25 protein-coding genes are annotated in these 21,914 nt (G+C 73.3%); 14 read left to right on the top strand and 11 right to left on the bottom strand.

The genetic code is table 11. The features are described from left to right. Position 1: 1 nt before the first annotated feature. The 5 genes from A7B18_RS06285 to A7B18_RS06265 form a co-directional block, all read right to left on the bottom strand. Entirely contained in the window at positions 2–2,866 is a 2,865-nt protein-coding gene (locus tag A7B18_RS06285) for a transglutaminaseTgpA domain-containing protein (protein ID WP_245872769.1), read from the bottom strand. 10 nt (positions 2,867–2,876) lie between these two features. After that, entirely contained in the window at positions 2,877–3,845 is a 969-nt protein-coding gene (locus A7B18_RS06280; protein WP_102125832.1) for an AAA family ATPase, read from the bottom strand. A gap of 10 nt (positions 3,846–3,855) precedes the next feature. Then, positions 3,856–4,188, bottom strand: a complete 333-nt coding sequence (locus tag A7B18_RS06275) for a VanZ family protein (RefSeq protein ID WP_102125912.1) — start codon at positions 4,186–4,188, stop codon at positions 3,856–3,858. A gap of 44 nt (positions 4,189–4,232) precedes the next feature. Beyond that, entirely contained in the window at positions 4,233–4,673 is a 441-nt protein-coding gene (locus A7B18_RS06270) for a VOC family protein (protein WP_180970046.1), read from the bottom strand. A 98-nt stretch (positions 4,674–4,771) separates the two neighbouring features. Then, complete coding sequence (locus tag A7B18_RS06265) at positions 4,772–6,274, bottom strand: sensor domain-containing diguanylate cyclase (protein WP_102125831.1); 1,503 nt, start codon at positions 6,272–6,274, stop codon at positions 4,772–4,774. A 92-nt stretch (positions 6,275–6,366) separates the two neighbouring features. Between A7B18_RS06265 and plsY the strand changes: the two genes are divergently transcribed. The 5 genes from plsY (at position 6,367) to A7B18_RS06245 (ending at position 9,641) form a co-directional block, all read left to right on the top strand. After that, positions 6,367–6,960, top strand: coding sequence for a glycerol-3-phosphate 1-O-acyltransferase PlsY (gene plsY / locus A7B18_RS06260; RefSeq protein ID WP_102125830.1), 594 nt, complete (start codon positions 6,367–6,369; stop codon positions 6,958–6,960). A 124-nt stretch (positions 6,961–7,084) separates the two neighbouring features. After that, on the top strand, positions 7,085–7,387 hold the full coding sequence (locus tag A7B18_RS06255) for a hypothetical protein (protein WP_102125829.1): 303 nt from the start codon (positions 7,085–7,087) through the stop codon (positions 7,385–7,387). Between the two features lie 133 nt (positions 7,388–7,520). Next, complete coding sequence (locus tag A7B18_RS21315; protein ID WP_146009477.1) at positions 7,521–7,736, top strand: hypothetical protein; 216 nt, start codon at positions 7,521–7,523, stop codon at positions 7,734–7,736. Between the two features lie 167 nt (positions 7,737–7,903). Next, complete coding sequence (locus A7B18_RS06250) at positions 7,904–8,923, top strand: aspartate-semialdehyde dehydrogenase (protein ID WP_102125828.1); 1,020 nt, start codon at positions 7,904–7,906, stop codon at positions 8,921–8,923. A gap of 70 nt (positions 8,924–8,993) precedes the next feature. After that, the gene (locus A7B18_RS06245; RefSeq protein ID WP_245872768.1) at positions 8,994–9,641 is read left to right on the top strand and encodes a rhomboid family intramembrane serine protease; all 648 of its coding nucleotides are present in this window, start codon (positions 8,994–8,996) and stop codon (positions 9,639–9,641) included. Between the two features lie 4 nt (positions 9,642–9,645). On the opposite strand, the gene A7B18_RS06240 is transcribed toward A7B18_RS06245, so the two are convergent. From A7B18_RS06240 to A7B18_RS06225, 4 genes are all read right to left on the bottom strand, one after another. After that, a complete protein-coding gene (locus tag A7B18_RS06240; RefSeq protein ID WP_102125827.1) occupies positions 9,646–10,269 on the bottom strand; it encodes a VOC family protein in 624 nt (207 codons plus the stop codon). Positions 10,270–10,291: 22 nt separating this feature from the next. Then, a complete protein-coding gene (locus A7B18_RS06235) occupies positions 10,292–11,557 on the bottom strand; it encodes an NAD(P)/FAD-dependent oxidoreductase (protein WP_102125826.1) in 1,266 nt (421 codons plus the stop codon). A gap of 32 nt (positions 11,558–11,589) precedes the next feature. Next, a complete protein-coding gene (locus A7B18_RS06230; protein WP_102125825.1) occupies positions 11,590–11,979 on the bottom strand; it encodes a hypothetical protein in 390 nt (129 codons plus the stop codon). Between the two features lie 384 nt (positions 11,980–12,363). Further along, a complete protein-coding gene (locus A7B18_RS06225) occupies positions 12,364–13,596 on the bottom strand; it encodes a class I SAM-dependent RNA methyltransferase (RefSeq protein ID WP_102125824.1) in 1,233 nt (410 codons plus the stop codon). Positions 13,597–13,741: 145 nt separating this feature from the next. On the opposite strand from A7B18_RS06225, the gene A7B18_RS06220 reads away from it, so the two are divergent. Next, positions 13,742–14,896, top strand: coding sequence for an AI-2E family transporter (locus A7B18_RS06220; RefSeq protein WP_102125823.1), 1,155 nt, complete (start codon positions 13,742–13,744; stop codon positions 14,894–14,896). A gap of 25 nt (positions 14,897–14,921) precedes the next feature. Here the strand turns inward: A7B18_RS06220 and A7B18_RS06215 are convergent, their stop codons facing one another. Together A7B18_RS06215 and A7B18_RS06210 are read right to left on the bottom strand one after the other, a co-directional pair. Next, a complete protein-coding gene (locus A7B18_RS06215; protein ID WP_180970045.1) occupies positions 14,922–15,290 on the bottom strand; it encodes a DUF5615 family PIN-like protein in 369 nt (122 codons plus the stop codon). Beyond that, entirely contained in the window at positions 15,291–15,479 is a 189-nt protein-coding gene (locus A7B18_RS06210; RefSeq protein WP_102125821.1) for a DUF433 domain-containing protein, read from the bottom strand. 104 nt (positions 15,480–15,583) lie between these two features. Between A7B18_RS06210 and mqnE the strand changes: the two genes are divergently transcribed. The 8 genes from mqnE to A7B18_RS06170 all read left to right on the top strand — a co-directional run bounded on the left by mqnE (position 15,584) and on the right by A7B18_RS06170 (position 21,577). Further along, a complete protein-coding gene (mqnE, locus tag A7B18_RS06205; RefSeq protein WP_102125820.1) occupies positions 15,584–16,714 on the top strand; it encodes an aminofutalosine synthase MqnE in 1,131 nt (376 codons plus the stop codon). Between the two features lie 14 nt (positions 16,715–16,728). After that, complete coding sequence (locus A7B18_RS06200) at positions 16,729–17,046, top strand: nuclear transport factor 2 family protein (protein ID WP_102125819.1); 318 nt, start codon at positions 16,729–16,731, stop codon at positions 17,044–17,046. A 118-nt stretch (positions 17,047–17,164) separates the two neighbouring features. Continuing rightward, positions 17,165–18,031 (top strand): menaquinone biosynthetic enzyme MqnA/MqnD family protein, encoded by an 867-nt coding sequence (locus A7B18_RS06195; protein ID WP_102125818.1) that lies wholly within the window; start codon positions 17,165–17,167, stop codon positions 18,029–18,031. A 72-nt stretch (positions 18,032–18,103) separates the two neighbouring features. After that, positions 18,104–19,339 (top strand): NupC/NupG family nucleoside CNT transporter, encoded by a 1,236-nt coding sequence (locus A7B18_RS06190; RefSeq protein ID WP_102125817.1) that lies wholly within the window; start codon positions 18,104–18,106, stop codon positions 19,337–19,339. Between the two features lie 48 nt (positions 19,340–19,387). Then, positions 19,388–19,885 (top strand): DinB family protein, encoded by a 498-nt coding sequence (locus A7B18_RS06185; RefSeq protein WP_245872766.1) that lies wholly within the window; start codon positions 19,388–19,390, stop codon positions 19,883–19,885. Continuing rightward, entirely contained in the window at positions 19,875–20,270 is a 396-nt protein-coding gene (locus A7B18_RS06180) for an MGMT family protein (protein ID WP_245872765.1), read from the top strand. Before A7B18_RS06185 ends, A7B18_RS06180 begins: the two co-directional genes overlap by 11 nt. Further along, on the top strand, positions 20,245–20,661 hold the full coding sequence (locus tag A7B18_RS21310) for a HEAT repeat domain-containing protein (RefSeq protein WP_146009476.1): 417 nt from the start codon (positions 20,245–20,247) through the stop codon (positions 20,659–20,661). Before A7B18_RS06180 ends, A7B18_RS21310 begins: the two co-directional genes overlap by 26 nt. 76 nt (positions 20,662–20,737) lie before the next feature. After that, entirely contained in the window at positions 20,738–21,577 is an 840-nt protein-coding gene (locus A7B18_RS06170; protein WP_146009475.1) for a hypothetical protein, read from the top strand. Positions 21,578–21,914 lie beyond the last annotated feature (337 nt).

Here is a 21,914-nt window from a genome sequence, read left to right as displayed (position 1 = left end):
CTCAGCGCCGCACCCGCCGCACCGCCGCCCGCAGCTCGCCCAGGGCCGCCGACCCGGCGCCGGGGGCGTACCGCGCCGCGTGGTAGGCGTGAACGGCGGCCCGAATGGCGTCGGCCTGGGTGGGCCGCGCCAGGCTGGCCCGGTGGGCGTAGGCCCCCGCCGTCTCGCCGGGTGCGCGGGGCAGGCGCAGGCGGCGGGCGAGGTCGCCCAGCAGCCGGGCGGCGGGGTCGGCGGATCGGGGCGGGCGGGTCAGCAGGGCGGGCAGCAGGGCGAGCGCGAGCAGTCCCCCGGCGAGGGCGAGGTAGGGAAAGTCGCCGACCCGGCCCACCCCCACGCGGCCCAGGAGGCTGCGTTGCTGGGCGCCGTCGTACCCGGCGACCCAGGCGTTCCAGCGGGTTTGCAGGGCGTCGAGGCGCAGCGCGGCGCGGCGCAGGGGCGTCGGGGGGGGCGCGGCGAGGGCGGTGGGAGAGGTCAGGGCGGTGGCGAGCCCGGCACTGACCCGCGCGGGGGCGACGGCGGCGGTGGGGTCCACCCGCACCCAGCCATGAGCAGGCAACCACACCTCGGTCCAGGCGTGGGCGTCTTGCGCCCGCACGATCAGGGAGCCGCTGAGCGGGTTGACCTCGCCGCCCTGGTAGCCGCCCACGATCCGGGCGGGCAGCCCCGCCGCCCGCATCAGGAACGCGAAGGCCGAGGCGTAGTGCTCGCAAAAGCCGCGCCGGGTGCCGAAGAGGAAGGCGTCCACCCGGTCCCGCGTCGGCAGGGTGGGGGGGTCGAGGGTGTAGGCGAAGCCGCCCGCGCGCAGATACCCCAGCGCCGCCTCCACCCGGGCCTCCGGGGCGAGTGAGCGCCAGCGGGACGCGAGGGCGCGGGCGCGCGGGCTCTCCCCCCCGGGCAGCCGCAGGTCGAACTCCAGCCGCTCGCGGCTCTCCGTGACCCCCAGGCGCGCGGCGCGGCTCTGGAAGGTGTAGCGGGTGCGGGTCGCCAGAGGGCGGGGCGTGACGGCCTGGAAGGCGGTCGTCAGGAAGGTCCCCGGCGGCAGGGTGGTGGGCACGTCGAGCGCGAGGAGCCAGGGCCGGGCGCTGGGTTCCAGGGTGAGGGTGTAGGCCCGGGTGGGCCCGCCGGGCTCCACGCTGGGGGAGGGACCGCGCAGCCGGACCTGGGTCCAGTTCACCCCGTCGTAGGCCTCGTACACGGGGCCGCGCCAGTAGCGCTCGTCGGGCGGGGGGAGAGCGCCCCCGAAGTCCGCCCGGAAGGCGACGGCGCGGCTCTGGGCGAGCGAGCCGAATTCGCCCGCGCTGATCTGGTCGGCGAGCCCGGTCTGGGCGCCCGATTGCACGGGAAGCTGCCACAGCGGACCGTCGGGGCGGGGAAAGAGCAGGAAGAGGGCCAGGGTCAGCGGCGTGGCCCGCAGGCCGAGGCGGGCCGCCACGCGCAGGGGGGGAGGGGCCGCCGGGGAGGCGGGCAGCGTCCACCCGCCCAGCGCCGCGAGGAGCAGCAGCACGCTCAGGACCGCGTGCGCCGCCGCGACGGGGCCCTGCCCGAAGAAGAAGTGGGTCAGCGTGACGAACACGCCGAGGAGGGCGAGCAACTTCGCGTCGCGCCCGGTGCGGGTCTCCGCCGCCTTGAGCGCGACGAGCAGGTTCAAGAAGGCCGTGCCCGCGTCCCGCCCGAGCAGGGTGCCGTACCCGGTCTGGAGGAGCGCCGCCGACCCCACCGCCGCGAGCGCCAGAAAGGCGGCGGGCGGCGGGGCCACGCGCTCCCGCCAGCCGGGTAGGGTGCGCGCCGCGCTGTACCCGAGCACCCCCAGCATGAGCAGGGTGGCCCACCCCGGCTGCCGCAGGGCGGCGGGGAAGAGCGCCACCGTGAGCGCGAACAGGGTCAGCCGCAGCGGCCCGCCCGGCAGGGGCGCGGGCGCCCCCGTCCGCCTCCCCCGGCCCGGAACTGGGGGAGGCGGCGGGTGCCCGGCGAGCGCCGTCAGCGCCTCCCGCGCGTGCGCCTCCCCCCGTCCGACCGGGAGCGCCCGCCCGGGCAGCGTCAGGCCGAAGGGGAGGTCCGCCCGCCGCGCCTCCCCCACCCACGCGGCGAGGCGCGAGAGCCGGGCCTCCGTGTCCCCGAGGGCCCCCGTGTCCGCCCAGTCGAACACCCGCGCCGACGTGGCGGGCGCGTCCGTCTCGCGGGTGAGGAGGGCCCCGGTGCGCGCCGCGTGCCGCCACGACACCTGCCGGGGCGAGTCGCCGGGGACGTAGGCGCGCAGGCCGCTGAAGTCCTCGTGGCCGGGCACGCGGCGTCCCCCCTCCCCCGCCCCGGCGGCCAGCCGCGACGGGGGGGGCGGGGCGCCGACCTCCGGGGCAGGAAAGACGACGGGCCCGTCCGGGGCGGGCAGCGGGCGGGTGACCTCCCACAGCCCGAGGGGGTCGAGGGCGACCACCCGGGGCCGCGGGAGCGTCAGCCGTCCGCGCGCCGGGGCGGGCACGGGGAGGGTGACGGTCACCCGGCCTCCCGCCGGGACGTGCGCCCGGGCCTCCGGGGTGCCCCGCCCGCCGATCCGCACCGCCGCCGCGCACCCTGGCCCCGCGCTCGTCAGCGTGGCGGTGAAGGTGGCCGCCGTCCCCGCCACGGCCTCGGTCGGGGGTGTCAGGGTGCCCGCCAGGGCCCGGCCCGCGCGGCTCGCCCCGGTCGCCGTGACCACCCACACACCGCCGAGCAGGAAGGTCACCGCGTAGCCCAGGCTCAGGGCGTAGTTGATGCACCCCACCAGGGTGAGCAGGATCAGCCCCAGGAAAGCGAGCCCCAGCCGGGTGGGGCGCAATCGGCCCGCGGGCCCCACGCCGCCCTCTCCGGTCTCCCGAGGTGCGCTCGTCACGGGTCTCCGGCTAGGGGATCGGCGTGTCGGCGAGGACGCGGGCGAGCACGTCCCCCACCCGGGTGCCGGGGTCGCGCGGCGGCAGGCGGTGGGCGCCGAGCGCCGGGAACACGGCCTGCACGTCCTCGGGGAGGACCATACGCCGCCCCGCCAGGAAGGCCCACGCGCGGGCGGCCCCGAGCAGCCCGATCAGCGCGCGGGGGCTGAGCCCGCCCGCGAGCGCCGGATGCCCCCGGGTCGCGCGGGCGAGGAGTTGCAGGTAGTCGAGCAGAGGGGGAGCGGCGTACACCTCGTCCACCTCGCGCTGGGCGGCGACCAGGGCGGCGGGGCCGAGCACGGCGGGAAGGTCGCGCGCGGCCCCCGCCCGGCCCCCCGTCTCCAGCAGGGTGCGCTCGGCGCGGGGGTCGGGGTAGCCCAGCGTGACGGTGAGCAGGAAGCGGTCGAGCTGCGCCTCCGGCAGCGGCGCGGTCCCCACGAAGGCGGCGGGGTTCTGGGTGGCGATCACGAAAAAGGGCTCGGGGAGGGGTCTGGTCACCCCGCCCTCGCTGACCTGGCGCTCCTCCATCGCCTCCAGCAGGGCGCCCTGCGTCTTGGGGGTCGCGCGGTTGATCTCGTCGGCGAGAAGCACCTGCGAGAAAATCGGGCCGGGGTGGTAACGGAAGGCCCCCTCCCGCGCGTCCCAGACGCTCACGCCGAGGAGGTCGGCGGGCAGCAGGTCGGCGGTGAACTGCACCCGCCGGAAGTCCAGCCCCAGGACGCGGGCGAGCGCGTGCGCGAGCGTGGTCTTGCCCACCCCCGGCTGATCCTCGATCAGCAGGTGCCCGCGCGCGAGCAGGCACGCCAGGGCGAGGCGGACCTGCCCGGACTTCCCGAGGATCACCCGGTCGAGGGCTTCCTGGGCCGAAGCCACGGCCCCCGCACTTCCCGGCGGGGGACTCCCGGCACTCGGGGAGGCGGCGGCAGTCACGGCGCGCGTCATGCGGCCTACCCTAGCGGGAGGGGTCTGACAGAACTGGGACAGGGGCGGAGGGCGCCCGCGTCCCACCCCGCAGGGCCAGCCACGCCCCCACCCACGCGCCCAGCACGTCGAACACCCAGTCGGTGGGCCCCGCCTCGCGGCCCGGCACAAAGGCCTGGTGCACCTCGTCGAGCGCCCCGAACCACGCGGCGACCACCAGGGCGAGTCCGCGCCGCCCGGTCGCCCGCGCGAGGCAGAAACTCAGCGCCAGGTACGCCGTGAAGTGCGCCGCCCAGTCGCGCGGGTGCGGCAGGGGCGGGCCGGGCGTGTCGGGCGACGAGCTGAGCCACCAGATCGCGCCCATGATCCCCAGGGCGGGGAGCCACCACAGGGGTCTGGCCCGGTGCCTCAAGCCTCCCTCCCCGCCGGGTGGTGCGGCCCCCCGGCGGGATGCTCGACGAGTTCGATCAGGGTGCCCGCCCCCCACTTCGGGTGGAGAAAGGCCACCCGCGTCCCCGCGCGGCCCGGCGTCGGCGCGTCCGAGAGGAAACGGGCCCCCGCCTCCCGCAGCCGCCCCATCTCGGCGTCGAGATCGGTGACCCGGTAGGCCGTGTGGTGCAGCCCCGGGCCGCGCCGCTCCAGGAAGCCTGCAATCGGGCTGTCCGGGCGGGTGGGCGCGAGGAGTTCCACCAGGCTCTCCCCCACCACGAAGGCGCGCACGACCACGCCCTGGGAGGCGACCTCCTCGTCGGGGCCCTCGGGAGTCAGGCCCAGGGTGAGGTAGGGGGCGCTCCCCGAGTCGAGGTCGGGTGTGGCGATGGCGACGTGATCGAGCAGCAGGGCGGTCATGCCCCGCAGGGTAGCGGGCCGGGGGGACGGCGGGCGAGGGGGGCGGGCCTCCTCCCCCGCCGGGGGACGGGGCGGGCCGGGAGGGGGGAGCGCGGCCTCTACTCCCCGCCGCGGAGGCGCAGCCGCTCGCGCTTGCGGGCGTACATCCGCAGGTCGGCGGTGCGCAGGGCGGTGGTGGCGTCGCGGGCGTCGTCGGGGACCCCGGCCACCCCCACCGAGGCGTCGGCGGGGTAGCCCAGGGCGCGGACGTGCCGGGCCGCCGCCTCCACGAGCGCGACGAGCTCCTCGCGGGCCGCCGCGCCGCCCCGGGGCGCCACGTGGAGCAGGGCGTACTCGTCGCCCCCCAGGCGGTAGGCGGTCACGTCGGGGGCGCGCAGCGCGAGGGCGAAGGCGCGCAGCAGGTCGTCGCCGCTCGCGTGGCCCCGCTCGTCGTTCACCCGCTTCATCCCGTCGAGGTCCACGACCGCGAGCACGTACCCCGCCCCCGCCTGCGCGTGCAACCGGGCGGCCTCGTCGAGCGCCTCGTCGAGGGCCCGGCGGTTGCCGAGGCCGGTCAGGGCGTCGGTGAGCGCCGCGCGTTCGAGGTCGCGGACGTGCTCGGCGCGCTCCAGCGCCACGCCGACGCTGCGCACCGCCGCCTCCAGCAACCCGCGCTCGTCGGGGGTCCAGCCCGACGGCTCGCCGAGGCGGGCGAGCGCGAGCACGTACGGGGCGCCGCCCTGGCCGTCTCGCAGAAAAAGCCACGCCGCGCTGCGCAGCCCCGCCGCGAGCAGGTGCGCAAGGGTCTCGGGCTCGGCGGCGTAGTCGTCCACGAAGACGTGCTCGCGGCGCCGCAGGGCCGCCCAGAGGGGGGTGCCCTCCAGAGTCACCGGCTCGCGCATCACCGCCCGGTACGCTTCGCCGCGCGGCCCGGCGTGGTCGCGCAGCACCTCGGGGCCCCCCGGCGTGAGACGCAGCAGGCCCGACCAGTCGAGGCGCATCCGGGCGTGCAGGAGGGCGAGGGCGCGCTGCGCCGTCTCCTCGGGGCCCTGGGGCTCGTGCATGAGTTCGGCGAGGTCGCGCAGGGTGCGGGCGTGGTCGCGGGCCTGGGTCAGCTCCCGGGTCCTCAGCCGCAGGTCGAGTTCGTCCATCACCACCGCGGCGAGCGTGCGCAGCACCTGACGCTCGCGTCCCTCCAGCCCGCGCACGCGGGTGTCGAACACGCACAGGGTCCCGACCGCCTGCCCCCCGGCGGTGACAAGCGGGGCGCCCGCGTACATCCGCACGCCCACCGGGGAGTCCGGCCCGACCTCGGGGTGGTGGGCAAAGCGCGGGTCGGCGGCAAGGTCCTCGATGACCACCACCCCCTGCCCGAGCACCGTCAGCGAGCAGGGCACCTCCTCACGGGGCAGGACCAGCCCGGTGAGGGGGGCGCCGTGGCTCGCCACCGTGAACTGCCAGTCCTCGCCCACGAGGTTGACGACGGCGCAGGGCGCGTCGAGCACCTGCGCGGTCAGGGCCAGAATCCGGTCGAAGGCCTCCCCGGACAGGGGGTCGAGGCTGAGGTACGCGTGCAGGGCGGCGAGCCGCTCGGCGGCGGCGGGCGGGCGGGGCGTGGGCACGAGGCCACCCTAGCGGCCCGGTCCGGGCGCGCACGTGACAAAGGCCCCGGGCCTTCCTTCAGAGTCCGCGGGCCCCGCGTACAATCGGGGCCGTGATCCTGACCACCGTCCTCGCCCTGGCCCTCTCGTACCTGCTCGGTTCGCTCCCCGCCGCCGCGTGGGTGGCCCGGGCGCGCGGGGTGGACATCCGCCAGGTCGGCAGCGGCAACAGCGGCGCCACGAACGTCTTGCGCGCCCTCGGCGCGGGCCCGGCGCTGTTCGTCGCCCTCTTCGACATCCTCAAGGGGGCGCTGGCCGTGTGGCTGGGGGGCGCGCTGGGCCTGGGCCCCTTCGCCGCCACACTCTGCGGGGTCGCCGCCGTCCTCGGGCACAACTTCAGCCCCTTCCTGGGCTGGCGGGGCGGCAAGGGAGTCGCCACCAGCTTCGGCGTGATCACCGCCGCCGCGCCCGTGCTGGGCCTGGGCATCCTGGTGATCGGGCTGTCGAGCATGTTTCTCACCCGCTTCGTCTCCGCCGGAAGCGTCCTCGGCGCCGTCACCGCCGTCCTCCTCGCCGTGGTCACCGGTCAGCCCGCGTGGCTCACGGGGGTCGTCACGGCGCTCACCGCCCTGCTCGTGTGGCAGCACCGCGAGAACATCCGCCGCCTCCAGGCGGGCAACGAGCGCCGTCTGGGCGAGCCGAAGTAACCCCGAAACAGACAAGGTGTCCTTCCAACCGGGCCCCGCGGGGGCACACGCGCTATCCTGGCCGGGTCACCCCAACCCACAAGCCCGGACGGGGAGAGTCAGCCTGTCCGGCCCGGAGCCAGTCATGCCCGTCAGGATTCGGATTTACGGCAAGGAAGCCACCTTCTCGCGCGGATGCTGGAGTTGCGAGGACGACACCCTCCAGGCCATGCTCGAAGCCCTCGCCGACCCCCGCGCGCTTACCCAGGAGCAGGAGCGAACCCACGCCCTTTACGCCGCCGGTCGCTTCGGCGGAATGATTGCCAGCGAGGCCGGAGACTGGGCCCCCGCCCCCCACCCCGAAGCCGAGATCAAGATCACCGACTTCGCCCCCGCGCAAAGCCCCGAGCGTGCGGGGTGGCTATCGTTCCTGCGGAAGAAGAGATGATCTCCGGTCAGCACTCCTGAAAGGTTCAGCCCTGCCGAACAGCAGAGGAAGATGCCCGGTGCGAGGCGGAGGTCGCCCGGCTGCTGGAAGGTCTACGACCGGCCCCGCCGACGGGGTACAGCGTGTCGAACACTTGTTTGCCGTCGGCGAGCGGGAGATGGCGTTTGGGACTCCAGGCCTGAACGAGATGGAAGCCCGGCTGTGGCTGGACGCCGACGAACGGGCCCGCTTCCTGCGGGTCGGGCGGGTCCTCGGCCTGAACCGGGAGAGCGTCTATGCCCCGGACTTCTGGCAGAACTTCGTTGCGGCAACGCAAAGTGGCGACCTCCCGCAGGACCATGCGCCCTAGCCCAGCCCCCTTGACCCCCCGCCCCGCGCCCGTTACCTTGCCCCCATGCGCCGCCACACGACCACCACTCCGTGAGGGCGGAGTGCTTGGACAGCCGCCCGCACACCGCGTGGCGGCCTTTTTCTTGAGGAAACAGTCTTAGGGACCAATTTTCGAGGAGGCGTGAGATGCGCGTAGCGATTGTGGGGGCGACGGGAGCGGTCGGACACGAACTCTTGCGGGTGCTGGAGAGCAGCACGCTTCAACTGGGCGAATTGCAGCTCTACGCCAGCCCGCGCTCGGCGGGGACGACCCTGCCTTTTAACGGCCAGGAGCTGACGGTGCGCGTCACGCCCGAGGGGGCCATCGACGCCGACCTGATCCTCGCGTCGGCGGGGGGTTCGATCAGCAAGGCGTTGGCTCCGGCGTGGGTGGCGGGCGGCGCAGTCGTCATCGACAACTCCAGCGCCTTCCGCTACGACCCGGAAGTGCCCCTCGTCGTGCCCGAGGTGAACGGCGAGGCGGCCCTGGGCCACAAGGGCATCATCGCCAACCCCAACTGCACAACGGCGGTCGCGGTGGTCGCGGTGGCGCCGCTGCACCGGGCTTACGGCGTGAAGCGCATGATCGTCTCCACCTATCAGGCGACGAGCGGCGCGGGGCAAAAGGGCATCGAGGAGCTGCTGACCCAGACGCACCGGGTCCTGCACGCCCAGCCTGCGGAGGCGGAGGTCTTCGCGCACCCGATCCCCTTCAACGTTATCCCGCACATCGACGCCTTCCAGGACAACGGCTACACGAAAGAGGAGATGAAGGTCGCCTGGGAGACGCGCAAGATCATCGGCGACGACTCCATCCGGGTCAGTTGCACGGCGGTCCGCATCCCCACCCTGCGCACGCACTCCGAGGCAATCACCCTCGAACTCGAACGGCCCGCCACCCCGGATGAGGCGCGCGAGCTGCTGCGTCAGGCGGCGGGCGTCGAGGTGCGCGACGATCCATCGGCGAGGCTCTATCCCATGCCCCTCACGGCCAGCGGCAAGTACGACGTGGAGGTCGGGCGCATCCGCTCCTCGCTGGTGTTCGACGGGGGGCTCGACCTCTTCGTGGCGGGCGACCAGCTCCTCAAGGGGGCGGCGCTGAACGCCGTGCAGATCGCCGAATACTTGCAGGAGAAGGGGGCTCTGAAGGGCAAGGTCGCGGGCTAAGGACAGGGGCGAGAGGGCCACTGGGGGAACGGTCCCGGTGGCCCTCCTCCTTTTGGGTCAGACTGGAGCGGTGCGCGCCTCCCCCTCCCGCCGTCCGGGCCCCGACCGACCGCGCCGGGGCTCGCAACCCGTCCTGGCCGCCGTGCTGACCCTGCTGCTCGTGGGCGGGGTGTGGGCGCAGGAGATCCTCGACCAGTTCGCGTTCGGCGGGGCGCTCGACGGGTACGGCATCCTCCCGCGCGACCCGGGCAGCGTGACGAACGTGCTCACCGCGCCCTTCTTGCACGGCGGATTCGGGCACCTGATCGCCAACACCGTGCCGCTGGCCGTCCTCGCCTTCATGAGTGCGCTGCGCGGCGCATGGCGCTTCCTGGGGGCGACGCTGGTGATCGTCGTCGTGGGCGGGTTCCTGGTGTGGCTGCTGGGGCGAGGGGGCAGCCTACACCTGGGGGCCTCGGCGCTCGTGTTCGGTTACCTCGCCTACCTGATCGGGGTGGGGTGGTGGGAGCGGACGCCCGGCGCGGTGGTCATCGCACTCGTCGCGGTGTTCCTGTACGGCGGGGCGATCTGGGGGGTGCTGCCATCGAACCCGCTGATCTCCTGGGAGGCGCACCTTTTCGGCTTCCTGGCGGGTCTTCTGGCGGCGGCGCTGCTGCACCGCAGGCGACCGGCGCGGGCGGGTCAGGTCGGATCGTCCCTGCCCCCGTCCCGCTGGTGACCCCTCACAGCGTGACCGGCCCTTCCGGCGTCTCCAGCATCGCCTGAAGCTCGGGCTGGGGGGCCTCGTAGACCTCGACCTCGCCCACGAACTCCAAGGCGTCCAGCACGGCGCGGAGCCCGTCCGGGTCAGGCGTGCCCAGGCGCAGGGTGAGGAGGCGGACCCCCGCGTCGGGCAGGCGGCCAGGCGGGGGCGGCGTGTGCCAGCGAATCAGGCTGGGGCGCACGCCTCCGCCGGGAAGCGAGCCGTCTCCCGGCACCGTCAGCGTCCAGCGGTTCTCGCCACGCGAGAGGTCAAGCGGTTCTCCGAAGGTCGGGAGGTCGGGGCCGTTCATGTCGGGCACCCGCGCGACCCAGTGGATGAGGAGGGGACCGTCCTCCAGCCGCCCGCGCAGCTCGGGGGTGTCCAGGCCGAACCAGCGCGGGCGGCCCGGCGCGGGCGCCTGCGGGTTGACGGCGATGACCTCCAGATACGCCGCGCCACCGAGGGAGAGCAGCACATTGTGGGTGCCGAACCGCTCGTGTTCGCCGCCCGGCTGCGTGGGCACGTTCAGGCGTCCCTCCAGCCACGCCCGGCCCTCTTCGAGCGTGCGGGCGGCGACGACGAGGTGGTCGAGGTGGGCGGTCATAGGGGACAGGATAGGTCCGCGCTCACGCCCCCCTCGGGCGGCTCATCCCCGCCAGGTCGCCGAGGAGGATGGCGGCGGCCTTCTCCCCGCTCTCCATCGCGCCCTGGATGCTGCTCGACGAGGTGACCTCCGAGGCCAGCAGCACGCCGGGAAGGCGGGTGGCGTGCCCGGCGAGGGTGGCGGCGTACCCCGGCGGCTGCGGGTACTGGGCGTGCGGGATGCGCTCGACGTGGAGGGTACGCAGGTGGCTCGCCTCCGCCCCGTACCACCGCCCGAGTTCCCCGCGCACCCGGGCGTCGAGCGAGGCGTCGTCGAGGTCGGGCAGGCCGAGCACGGTCACGGCGAGGAGGTGCTGGCCCTCCGGCGCCCGACCGGGAATCGCGTTGCTCAGCCACTGGGCATTGTTGATCAGCCCGCCCTCCGCGTTCAGGAGGAGGCGGGGCTGGCGGTCGAGCTGCACGGACGAGGCGTAGTACAGGTACGTGCTGCCGAGGCTCCCGCGCGAGACGGGCTCCCCGAGGAGGGCCTGCGCCGTGTCGGGGTCGGTGGCGACGATGACGTGCCGCGCCTCGATGTCCCCGGCGGAGGTCGCGGCGGACACGTGCCCGCCCGTCTGCGGGACGAGCCGGGTGACCCGCACGCCCGTCGTCACCTCCACGCCCCCCGCAAGCTGATCGGAGAGGGCGCCGATGCCCGCCCGGGGCAGGGCCACGCCGCCGTCCATCAGCATCCGGAAGTAGTAGCGGAAGAGCCGCGCGCTCGTGTGCAGGTCCCGCCGCAGGAAGATGCCGCCGAAGAAGGGGCGGAAGAAGCGGTCGAGGGTCGCCTCGGTGAAGCCCTGGCGCCGGAGGTAGCTCTCGGTCGTCTCGTCCGGGCCGCCCAGCAGGGTGTGGGGGGCGGGGGCGCGCAGCCGGGCCGCGAGCCGCGCCACCCGCAGCTTGTCCGCGAGGGGCAACACCGGAGTCGTCAGGGTGCTCGGCAACCCGCCGGGGTCGCGCAGGGGGTCGCCCACCACGTCCGAGTGCGCTCCCCGGCGGATGACGGCGGCGGGCGGGATGGGCACGAGGTCGAGCGCGCTCAGGTCGAGGTGCCGGATCACCGCCGGGTAGGCGGGGAAGAGGACCTGATACCCGGCCTCCAGGGTGAAGCCCTCCACCGCCCGGGAGCGCACGCGCCCGCCCACCGCGTCCGCCGCCTCCAGCACGCGCACGCGGCGCCCCGCCCGGGTCAGGACCCGCGCCGCCGTCAGACCCGCGAGCCCGCCGCCCACCACCAAAGCGTCCAGCATCCCAGGAGCCTAGCAGGGTCGCCGGGTGGGAGTCAGGGCGAACGGCCCGTGGCGAGGGTGCGCCCCCCCGGGTCGGCCACGTCGAAGGCGTAGGCGTCCGCGCCGAGCTGGCGCCAGTTCACCCGCAGGTCCACGCACGAGTCGGGCAGGGTCACGAGCCGCGCCGGGGGGTAGGTGCCCCCGCCCTGCCGGGTCGTCTCCAGAAAGCGGGCGAGGTCGTTCGCGCAGTTCTGGGCGGCGGCGCGCAAGACGACCTCCCCCGCCTGGGCCGGGTCCTCCGCACGCGTCTCCCGCCGCAGCGCCGCGACCTGGGCCTCCAGCCGGGTCACCCGCTCCTGAAGCCGGGCGTTCTCCGCGCGCGCCTCGCGGTCCTGACAGCCGCACAGCAGCGCGGCGAGGAGGAGGGGAGCAGCACGCTTCACGGAGGAAGGCTAACGCGGGGAGGACGGCGGCACATGAACGTCCGGGACAGACGGCCAGAAGGGCTCCGGAGCAGGGCCGTGCGGGGTAGAAGGGACGCCCGACCCCACGCGGCCACGTCACCGAGTACCGCTCCAGAGCGTTCGACACAGGAGTGCTGCCATGCCAGGCGCGAGCGATGCATCCCGACGTGGCGTGCGAGACCCTTCGCTCACGCTCAGGGTGACAAGGCTGCTTCTGTCCACCGTTTTAGCAGGTCCTCCAAGCGACAGAGATAAGGTCATACCAACCCAAAAAAACATCGGAGAAAACCCAGCGAGGCACCTCGCTTGGCTCTGCTGCGCCAGTCTCCAGGTCGGGGTACCTCCCTTCTTCTGTCCGGTGCTCTAACGTTCGAGCACGCTCAGGATTTCCACGTGGCTCGTCTGGGGATAGAAGTCGTGCGGGGTCACGGAGCCGAGCTTCCACCCCCGCCGGGTGAGGTCGCCCACGTCGCGCGCCCAGGTGGCGGGGTCGCAGCTCACGTACACGAGGCGGTCGGCGGTGCTCGCGTGGATGTGCCCGCGCGAGCCCTCGTCGAGCCCCGCGCGCGGCGGGTCCACCACGATCACGTCGGTGCCGAGGTCGGCAAGCCGCGCCGCGTCCCCCGCCCGGAAGGTCACGTTGCCCCCCCCGCTTTCCGCCACGTCCTGCCGCCCGCGCGACAGGGCCTCGGGGGCGGTGTCGAGCACGGTGACCCGCGTAAAACTCGGCGCGAGGTGCCGCCCGATGGCCCCGGCCCCGCCGTAGAGGTCCACCGCGTGCGTGCCCTTCCCGGCCAGCTCCGCCGCGCGGAGGTACACCAGCCCCGCCGCCTCCGGGTTTACCTGCGCGAAGCCCGTCGCGGACACGCTGACCTGCACCCGCCCGAACTGCTCCCGAATCTCGCCCTCCCCCGCGATCAACCGCACCCCCGCCCCGAAGCGACGCTCGGAAGGCTGGGCGAGGCTCACGCCGACCACCCCGGCGTCCATCAGGTGATCGGACGCGCGCAGGAAGACCCGCGGCTCCCCCGGCCCGATCAAGGCGGCGACGACCTCCCCGGTCAGGCGGCTCGCGCGGAAGGCCACCTCCGTCGCCGGGTTGAGGCGCCCCGGGTCAAGGCGGTCCATCACAGCCTGGATCGCCTCCATGACGAGGGGATCCTGCCCGACGACCTGGGGCTCCTTGCCCCTTCTCTCCCGGTACGCCAGGCCCTGCGGCGTGACGAGGTACTGGGTGGTGTTGCGATACGCCCACTCGCGCGGGCTGGGCACCGTCTCGCCCACGGGGGCGCGCAGCTTGGCGATGCGCGCGAGGGCCTCCTCCACGAAGCCGCGCTTGAAGCGGAGCTGGGCGGCGTAGGAGGCGTGGGCGAGGTCCGCGGTAGGGAGCCCCAGGGCCTCCACCCGGTCGGGGCTCTCGCGCAGCACTTCGCGGGTCACGCCCTGGCGCACGCCCCGCCCGGCCCGCACGGAGGCGCGCACCCGCTCGCCCGGCAGCGCGCCGCGCACGAGCACCACGCCGGAGTCGTCCCGGGTCAACCCCAGCCCTCCGGCGACGAGTTTCTCGATGTCCAGCGTGGTCAGGGGGTCAGGCATACGGGGGACAGGGTAGCGCGGTGGGAGGGCCGGGCAAGGGTCGCCCGTCGCCAGCCTCCAGGCGCGGCCCCCGAAGGCTCGTCTTCGTCCCGGCAAGTGTTCTAGTGTCTGGGGAGGCCTTCCCACCCCACCGCGAGGAGAAGCCATGAACCCGAACCGAACCGTGCCGCAGTTTCTGGCGGAGTTGTGGACGAGGCCGCAGGTGCGGCTGCTGTGCTACCTGGGGCTCCTTGTGCTGGCCTTTCTCCTGGTCCGCAGCCTCTCGGGCGTCCTCGTCACGGTCGCCCTCGCCTACGGCCTGGCCTACCTCGCCAACCCCGCGCTGACCTGGCTGGAGCGGCGCGGCCTGGCCCGGGGCTGGGGCGTGCTGCTGCTCACCCTGCTCGTGCTCGCCGCCGTGGTCCTGCTCTTCTGGCGCCTGGCGGGCCAGGTCAACAGCTTCATCGTGAGCCTCCCCGCCATCGCCGACCGGGTAACCGAACTCCTCGAACGGACGCTGGACAACCCCAACCCCGACCCCGGCATCGACCAGCTCCAGTACCGCTTCGCCGAGTACGTCCAGACTCGCGCCCAGGAGATCGCCCGCGACGTGGGGCCGCTGCTCGACCGCCTGCTCTCCTCCAGCACCGCCGTGCTGACGAACTGGCTGAACTGGCTGGGCCGGGCCGGGCTGCTGCTCACCCTGACGCTGTACTTCGCCCTCGACTACCGCCGGGTGGGCCGGGGCCTGCTCGCGGTCTTCCCGCGCGACTGGCAGCCCGGCGTGGAGCGGTTTTCCGAGGACGTGAGCGTGTCGTTCGGTCGGGCCATCCGGGGCAACCTCCTGGTCGGCCTGAGTGTCGGGGCGCTGGCCGCGGCGGGGCTGTTCCTGCTCAAGGTCCCCACCCCGCTGGTGCTGGGCCTCTTTACGGCGGCGATGTGGCTCGTGCCCTACGTGGGCATCCTGATCGCGGTGGTCCCGGCGCTGCTCCAGGCGATCCCCCTGGGCACGACGGCGGTGGTGCTGGTGGCGGTGCTGTACTTCATCCTCAATCAGGTCGGCGGCAATCTGCTCAGCCCGGTGATCATGGGCCGGACCATCCAGATTCCCCCCTCGGCCCTGATGGTCGCCGTCTTGATCGGTCTGTCGGTCGGCGGGGCGCTGGGCGCCTTCCTCGCCAGTCCCGTCGCCCTGCTCGTCTACCGCTGGGGGACGCGCTACTGGCTGGGCAGCCGCGCGTATCAGGGCCAGACGGGGCGGGGGGAGCAGAGGGAGGAAGGGGCGGGCCAGGTTGACGAGGGCCGAAAAGTCAAACTGTAGGAGGTAGAGGCCCGGCGGAACGCTCTTAACCCAGCGCCTGAATGTGGTCGAGGTGAACCAGGACGAGCCGATGCTCAGGCAGAAGGATCAGGATCTGAGGCCACTGCCGCTCCAGAAACTCAAGCAGCGCGCGTGCGCGGAGGTTGCCGCAGCGCAATTGCACGACCCAGGGAGGGGGCGCGTCCGTGAGCAGGATGCGATCTGTGAAATCGGCATCTTTGGTCACGATGACCAGGCTGTGCTCCTCGGCAAAGGTCCAGAGTTTGCGGTCAGTTGGGTTTGGCCTAAGGTCGCGGGCGTGAACCACCTTCACCCCTTCCCCAAGTCGCGCCCGCATTTTGGGCGAAAGGTTCTCGTCCAGAAGGAAGCCTCCTGGCTGAGGGCGTGGAAGCATTCAGGCAATTCGTTCCAGGGTGAAGCGGTGAGACAGGACCCGCGCCCCATACTCCAGACACGCCAGCATGTCCTCGATGCCGTCCCCCGCCGCGAGGAACTCCAGCACCGTCTGCGCCGCGATCCGGGTGCCGCGCACCGCCAGGCGGCCATTGCAGATGTTGGGGTCGATGACGATGCGCTCAGGCATGGTGCTTCCAGCTTAACCAAGTCGAGAGCAACCCGGGGACAGCGCGGGCCTCCCTTCCCTTCCCGGGACACTTCCCCACCTGCCCCGGGCGTATCCTGCCCCTCATGAAGTGGTTGCGCGACCCCCGGCTCGTCCCCATCGCACAGAAGGTGGAGGCGGGCGAACGCCTGACCTTCGCCGAGGGACTGAGCCTGTACCACACCCGCGACCTGAGCGCCCTGATGCGGCTGGCGAACCTGCAAAAGGAGCGGCTGCACGGCGACAAGGTGTATTTCGTCCACTCCATGCGCCTGGAGTTCACCAACATCTGCTACGTCGGCTGCACCTTCTGCGCCTTCGCCGCCCACAAGGGCGAGGATCGCGCCTGGGACTACTCGCCCGACGAGGTGGTCGAGCAGGTCAGGCGCCGTTACCTCCCCGGCATCACCGAGCTGCACATGAGCAGCGGCCACCACCCCAACCACAGGTGGGAGTATTACCCGCAGATGGTGCGGCGGCTCCGCGAGGCGTTCCCCGAGCTTCAGGTCAAGGCGTTCACCGCCGCCGAAATCGAGCACCTGAGCAAGATCAGCAAGAAGCCCACCCTGGAGGTCCTGCGCGAGTTGCAGGCGGCGGGGTTGAGCGCGATGCCGGGGGGCGGGGCGGAGATCTTCGCCGACCGGGTGCGGCGGCAGGTCGCGAGGAACAAGGTCAAGGCCGAGAAGTGGCTCCAGATTCACCGCGAGGCGCACTCGCTGGGGATGCGGACGAACGCGACGATGCTCTACGGCCACATCGAGACGCTGGAGGAGCGGCTGGACCACATGCACCGCCTGCGCGAGTTGCAGGACGAGACGGGGGGCTTCCACGCCTTCATCCCGCTCGCCTTCCAGCCGCTCGGGAACACGCTGGCACAGAATCTCGGCAAGACGGACTTCACGACCGGGCTGGACGACCTGCGGAACCTCGCCGTCGCCCGGCTCTACCTCGACAACTTCCCGCACGTCAAGGGCTACTGGGTGATGATCGGCTCCGAACTCACCCAGGTCAGCCTCGACTGGGGCGTCTCCGACATCGACGGCACCATAGGTGAGGAGCACATCGCGCACGCGGCGGGGGCGACCTCCCCGATGGCGCTTTCTCAAGCGGGCATGGTGAAGATGATCCGGCGGGCCGGACGCCTTCCCGTGCTGCGCGACGCCTACTACAACGAACTCGAAGTCTTCCCGCGCTCCCCTGCGGAGGCGGCGGACTGAGCGCCCTCGACGACGTGTTGAGCTTAGACGATGCCTGGAACGCGGCCTACCACCGCAAGGACGCCTCTGCCCTGGAGCGCATCCTCGCCGACGACTGGCTGGCCTTCTTCCCGGACGGGCGGGTGGTCTTCAGGGCCGAGTTGCTCGCCCAGATGCCCCGCAACCCCGACGCGGCCCTGATGTTCGAGCGCCACGCGGCCCGCGTGTTCGGCGACGCGGCGGTCACGCGCGGGACCCTGTACGCGAACGGCGAGCGGGTGCAGAGCTTCCTGCGGGTATACGCGCGGCGGGAGGGGGAGTGGCGGGCGGTGAGCGTGCAGGTGGTGCCGTGAGAGGGTCAGTGGGAAGTGGTCAGTGGTTAGTGGAGGCTTTGGCATCTGCGCTCTGCTTTGGCCGTGCTTTTCCCACTCACCACTTCCCACCGACCACTGACCGTGCGGAGCACCCCCTATGACCTACCGCGCCGGCTGGATTCACTACACCAACGTCGCCCCCATCCTCGACTCGCTCGTGCTGCCGCCGGGCGTGACGGCGGTGACGGGCGTGCCGACCGAGATGAACGCCGCGCTTCTGGAGGGGCGGGTGGACATCGCCAACATCAGCGCGGTGGAGTTCATCCGGCACGCGGACCGGCTGGAGGCGCTGCCGGACTTCTCGGTGAGCGTGCTGGGGCCGGTGTACTCGGTGAACCTCTTCCACACGGTGCCGCTGCCTGCCCTGCGGCGGGTGGCGCTGACCCGGCAGAGCGCGATGAGCGTGGCGCTGCTGGAGGTGCTGCTGGCGGCGCGGGGCCTAAGCCCCACCCTGGAGCGGGCGGAGGGGGAGGCGGAGGACCTGCTCGCCGCGGGCTACGACGGGGTGCTGCGGATCGGGGACAGCGCCCTGCGCGAGTGGTACCGGGTGGTGGGGCCGCTGACCCCGGAGACGACGATGACTGGCCTGCCCCACACGGCGCGCGGGGTCACGGTCACCGACCTCGCCGAGGAGTGGTTTCGCCTCACCGGGCACCCCTTCGTGTTCGCGGTCTGGGCGTACCGCAAGGACGCGCCGCCCCCCACCCCCCTCGTGCAGGCGATGCGGGAGGCGCGGCGGGAGGGGCTGGGGCACCTCGCGGACGTGGCGCGGCGGCACGCGGCCAAATTGGGCCTGCCCGAGCGGGTGGTGCAGCACTACCTGTGGAACTTCCGCTACCACCTGGAGGCGCCCGACCGCCTGGGGCTGGGTGAGTTCGCCGCGAAGGCCGTGCCCGGCCACGCGCCGCTGCGCTTCGGGCCTCGTCCGGGCGAGGTGCGGGTAGAGGCGGCCCCGCTGGGCTGAGGGCTGGGCTGAGGGGACGCCGCTTCACAGGGGGTTCACCCGGCGCGGAGCCCGGGCGCTTACGGTGGGCGCATGGCAGACCTGCTGTGGGGGGTAGGCGGCGTGGCCGTGCTGCTGGGGCTGGCGCTGGCGCTCAGCGCGGACCGCCGGGCGGTGAACTGGCGGACGGTGGGGCTGGCGCTGGCCCTGCAAGTCGCCTTCGCCTTGACGGTGCTGCGCTGGCCGCTGGGGCGTCAGGCCCTCGACGCGGTGTCGGCGGGGGTGCAGGCGGTGGTGAACAACGCCCAGCAGGGGATCAACTTCGTGTTCGGGAACCTGACGAACGGGGCGCTGGAGGGGGTGGGCTTCGTCTTCGCCTTCAACGTGCTGCCGATCATCGTGTTTTTCAGCGCCTTGATCGCGGTGCTCTACCACCTCGGGGTGATGCAGGCGGTCGTGCGGGTGCTCGGCGGCGGGCTGAGCCGACTGCTGGGCACCAGCCGGGGCGAGAGCCTGTCGGCGACCGCGAACGTCTTCGTGGGGCAGACTGAGGCGCCCCTCGTCGTGCGGCCCTTTATCGGGGGCATGACCCGCTCGGAGCTGTTCGCGGTCATGGTGGGCGGGCTCGCCAGCGTGGCGGGGGGCGGGCTCGTGGGCTACTCGCTGCTGGGGGGGCGGCTCGACTACCTCATCGCGGCGTCGTTCATGGCGGCCCCGGCGGGCCTCCTGATGGCGAAGTTGATCCTGCCCGAGCGCGACACCCCGCAGGACTACCGGGGCGAGGTCCCCGACGACCCGGAGGGGAGGCCCGTCAACGTCATCGACGCGGCGGCGCGCGGGGCGGGCGACGGGTTGCGGCTGGCCCTGAACGTGGGCGCCATGCTGATCGCCTTTATCGGGCTGATCGCGCTGCTGAACGCCCTCTTCGGCTGGGTGGGCGGGCTCTTCGGGGCGCCGGACCTGAGCCTCCAGGGCCTGCTGGGGTGGGTCTTCGCGCCGCTCGCCTTCGTGATGGGGGTGCCGTGGGAGAGCGCACCGACAGCGGGGAGCTTCATCGGGCAAAAACTCGTCACGAACGAGTTCGTGGCCTTCGTCGAGTTCGCGCAGGTGCTCAGGGAAGGCGGGCTCTCACCCAAGGTCGAGGCGATCATCACCTTCGCCCTGTGCGGCTTCGCCAACCTGTCGAGCCTCGCCATCCTGCTCGGCGGCCTGGGGGGCATCGCGCCCTCGCGCCGCACCGACATCGCTGGGCTCGGCCTGCGGGCGGTCGCGGCGGGCACGCTGGCGAATCTCCTCAGCGGCACCCTCGCCGGAATGCTGGTGGGGTAAGGGCCGGATACGACACGTCCTGTCGGCTTTGGCGGGTAGGCTGGGCCCATGCCAAATGCGATGGCCGGGGAACTGGCGGGGGCGACGGTGCAGGCGGTAGGAGGCAACGTTCGAGTCAACGACGTGCTGTGCGTGCACCTCACCCCCGAGATGATGCGGGCTGTGACGCCGGGCGGCGGGATGACCGTGGCGCAGCACCTCGCGCACATGGCGGGCGTGACGAAGGGATGGCTCTCGCCACTGGACGCGGGCGCCGCCGAGCCCCTCCCCATCCTCTACGACGACACGCGGCAGGACGCCTTTGTCGCCCAGGAGGACCCGGGCCGGGCGGCCCAGGTCTTGCGGGCGGTGTGGGGAACGACGCTGGAGACGGCGATTAACCCGGAAGGCACCGGGAATCTCTCCCACCCCAGCGCCGCGCAGTTCGTCACCCACATGCTCATCCACGACGCGCACCACCGGGGGCAGATTCTGCTCGCCCTGAAGTGCTCCGGCTTCCCCCTTCCCGACGAGGACGCGATGTGGGGGCCGCCCCGTGGCGAGTGACGTGCCGGGCGAGGTGACGGAGGCGAGCTTCCATCAGCGGGTCCTCGCGCTCGTGGCCCGCATTCCGCCGGGACGGGTGATGACGTACGGGCAACTCGCGCTCCTGGCGGGGCGACCCGGGCCGGGGGGGGCGCGGCTGGCGGGTTTCGTCCTGGGCAGCCTCGCGGGAAAGGCCCAGACGGGCGAGGAGGCGCTTCCCTGGCAGCGGGTGATCAACGCCCAGGGCCGCGTGAGCACGCACAAACTGGGTTTTGGCGACGTGCAGGAGCGCCTGCTGGAGGCCGAGGGGATCACCTTCGACGAGGCCGGACGCTGCGACCTCGCCCGGTTGCAGTGGTGGCCGGAGGAGGAGGGCCGGGATGCCCCGCCGGACGCCCTGCTCTGATTCAGAGTTCGGGGCGCAGAGGCAGACCCTGCGCTCAGCGCCGACGCTGGAGGCGCGCGTCGGCGTGACCCGGGAGAGGAGGAGTGTCCTCGTGCAGGACGACTGGGGCCGGGTGAGGCCCCTGCGATCCCTGGTCAGCGTGGGGCGTCAGCGTGGGGCTCGCGAAGAAGGTCTAGCCCACCATGATCGCGGCGGCCCGGGGGCGGAGGACGTGCTGCTGACCCTCTGCCACGACCCCCGGTGGCGCGTGCACGAGGCCGCCTGCCGCGCCCTGGGCAGCAGACCCGCCACGGACGCGGCGCTCGACGCTTTGGAGGCTGCCGGGGACGACCCGGACGCGCGGGTGATCGCGGCGGCGGAGCGGGCGGGGGACCGGCTGCGCGCCCTCTAAGTCCCTGGAGGTTTGGTGAGCGCCTGGGCTTCCTGGGAGAGAAACGTCCCCAGGGACGCGGCGTATGCTGACGGATATGAAGCGAACGAGGACGAATCGATGGGTGGCGGGCGACGTGATGTCGTGGGCGCTGGGCGTGACGCTCGGCCTGATCCTGGGGGTGGCGATGCTCATCATCCTGCCGCGCCTGGGAGGAGCGCAGGGCGCGGCAGCCCCCTCCGGCGAGGGCACCATCGCCGCCCCTGCCGGAGAGACGGCGGGCGAGGCGGGCACCGAGGGCGGCGGCGGTACGGGGAACCCCCAGAGCGCCGGGGCCGCGGGCGGTGGAGCCGGGGCCACGCAGGGGGGCGGCGAGGGCGCCACCTCCGGCGAAACTGGCGGCGGAAGCGAGCAGGCCGCCCAGGGTGAGGGGAGCGGCGCACAGGCCACGGGCCAGGGCACCCAGGGCGGTGGGCAGGGCACCGCGAACGGCGCTTCGGGCACGGCGGCCACCGGGGGCGGGGGCGGGCAGGGCGCCGAGGCCGGAGAGGTGGGCGACCAGGGCACGGCGCCCAACGGCACCCCGGAGGGCACGGCGGGGCAGGCGTCGGGCAACCGGACCCCCGGGGCCACGGGCGCGGCGGGCGACGGCGACAGTGAATCCAACGGCACTCCCGACACCCGCTCGGTCGCCGAGCAGACCGGCACGGGCGCCACGGTGGCCCCGACGGGCGACTCGGGCTCGGATGTGGCGCGCGCCGAGGGCACGGCGGACGACGTGAACTCCTTCGCCCCCACCCAGGGCGCGGGCCTGACCAACCCCGGCGAGGTCGTGGACAGCAACCCCGCCACCACCGGCGAGGGCGGCCTGGAGAACAACCCCGCCGAGGTCGGCGGCACCCCTGAGTCCACGCCCCAGGAAAACGGCGGCAACTGACCCGCGCCGGACCATCTGCCCCAACGCGCCGCCTCGCCACCCGGCTGGGCGGCGTTTTTCATGCCGACCTCGGCACAGCGCCAGCCACCCTCAGGCGGGCTCCGTCTCCCCCAGACGTGGGTTGGGTCGGAGCGGTTGCCCCGGGAAGGGTAGGACGCCGAGCAAAGCCGGGCCTTTCCTCTTCTCTGAAAGGAACCCTGCGGCTTCAGATGCCAACCTCAGCCGGACAGTCGGGACAATAAAAAAGCCGCCTCTCGGGCGGTGATAGGAGAAAAATAGCGTGGTATGCAGAGGTTGTCAACCTCTGCACGCGGGTATGGGAAGGGCGAGGGGGCAG

The sequence above is a fragment of the Deinococcus planocerae genome (genome assembly GCF_002869765.1).
GTDB classification, from domain to species: domain Bacteria; phylum Deinococcota; class Deinococci; order Deinococcales; family Deinococcaceae; genus Deinococcus; species Deinococcus planocerae.
Note: the sequence above shows the minus strand (reverse complement) of the source record. Positions and strands in the feature narration are given on the sequence as shown.

What these genes read in the sequence shown, in the direction of transcription:
- A7B18_RS06195 (WP_102125818.1), top strand. Translation starts at nt 17,165, where the DNA reads ATGACCTACCGCGCCGGCTGGATTCACTACACCAACGTCGCCCCCATC.
- A7B18_RS06250 (WP_102125828.1), top strand. Translation starts at nt 7,904, where the DNA reads ATGCGCGTAGCGATTGTGGGGGCGACGGGAGCGGTCGGACACGAACTC.
- A7B18_RS21310 (WP_146009476.1), top strand. Translation starts at nt 20,245, where the DNA reads ATGCCCCGCCGGACGCCCTGCTCTGATTCAGAGTTCGGGGCGCAGAGG.
- A7B18_RS06240 (WP_102125827.1), bottom strand. Translation starts at nt 10,269, where the DNA reads ATGACCGCCCACCTCGACCACCTCGTCGTCGCCGCCCGCACGCTCGAA.
- A7B18_RS06190 (WP_102125817.1), top strand. Translation starts at nt 18,104, where the DNA reads ATGGCAGACCTGCTGTGGGGGGTAGGCGGCGTGGCCGTGCTGCTGGGG.
- A7B18_RS06275 (WP_102125912.1), bottom strand. Translation starts at nt 4,188, where the DNA reads ATGGGCGCGATCTGGTGGCTCAGCTCGTCGCCCGACACGCCCGGCCCG.
- A7B18_RS06235 (WP_102125826.1), bottom strand. Translation starts at nt 11,557, where the DNA reads ATGCTGGACGCTTTGGTGGTGGGCGGCGGGCTCGCGGGTCTGACGGCG.
- A7B18_RS06185 (WP_245872766.1), top strand. Translation starts at nt 19,388, where the DNA reads ATGCCAAATGCGATGGCCGGGGAACTGGCGGGGGCGACGGTGCAGGCG.
- A7B18_RS06215 (WP_180970045.1), bottom strand. Translation starts at nt 15,290, where the DNA reads ATGCTTCCACGCCCTCAGCCAGGAGGCTTCCTTCTGGACGAGAACCTT.
- A7B18_RS06210 (WP_102125821.1), bottom strand. Translation starts at nt 15,479, where the DNA reads ATGCCTGAGCGCATCGTCATCGACCCCAACATCTGCAATGGCCGCCTG.
- A7B18_RS06225 (WP_102125824.1), bottom strand. Translation starts at nt 13,596, where the DNA reads ATGCCTGACCCCCTGACCACGCTGGACATCGAGAAACTCGTCGCCGGA.
- mqnE (WP_102125820.1), top strand. Translation starts at nt 15,584, where the DNA reads ATGAAGTGGTTGCGCGACCCCCGGCTCGTCCCCATCGCACAGAAGGTG.
- A7B18_RS06280 (WP_102125832.1), bottom strand. Translation starts at nt 3,845, where the DNA reads ATGACGCGCGCCGTGACTGCCGCCGCCTCCCCGAGTGCCGGGAGTCCC.
- A7B18_RS06170 (WP_146009475.1), top strand. Translation starts at nt 20,738, where the DNA reads ATGAAGCGAACGAGGACGAATCGATGGGTGGCGGGCGACGTGATGTCG.
- A7B18_RS06270 (WP_180970046.1), bottom strand. Translation starts at nt 4,673, where the DNA reads ATGACCGCCCTGCTGCTCGATCACGTCGCCATCGCCACACCCGACCTC.
- A7B18_RS06255 (WP_102125829.1), top strand. Translation starts at nt 7,085, where the DNA reads ATGCCCGTCAGGATTCGGATTTACGGCAAGGAAGCCACCTTCTCGCGC.
- A7B18_RS06220 (WP_102125823.1), top strand. Translation starts at nt 13,742, where the DNA reads ATGAACCCGAACCGAACCGTGCCGCAGTTTCTGGCGGAGTTGTGGACG.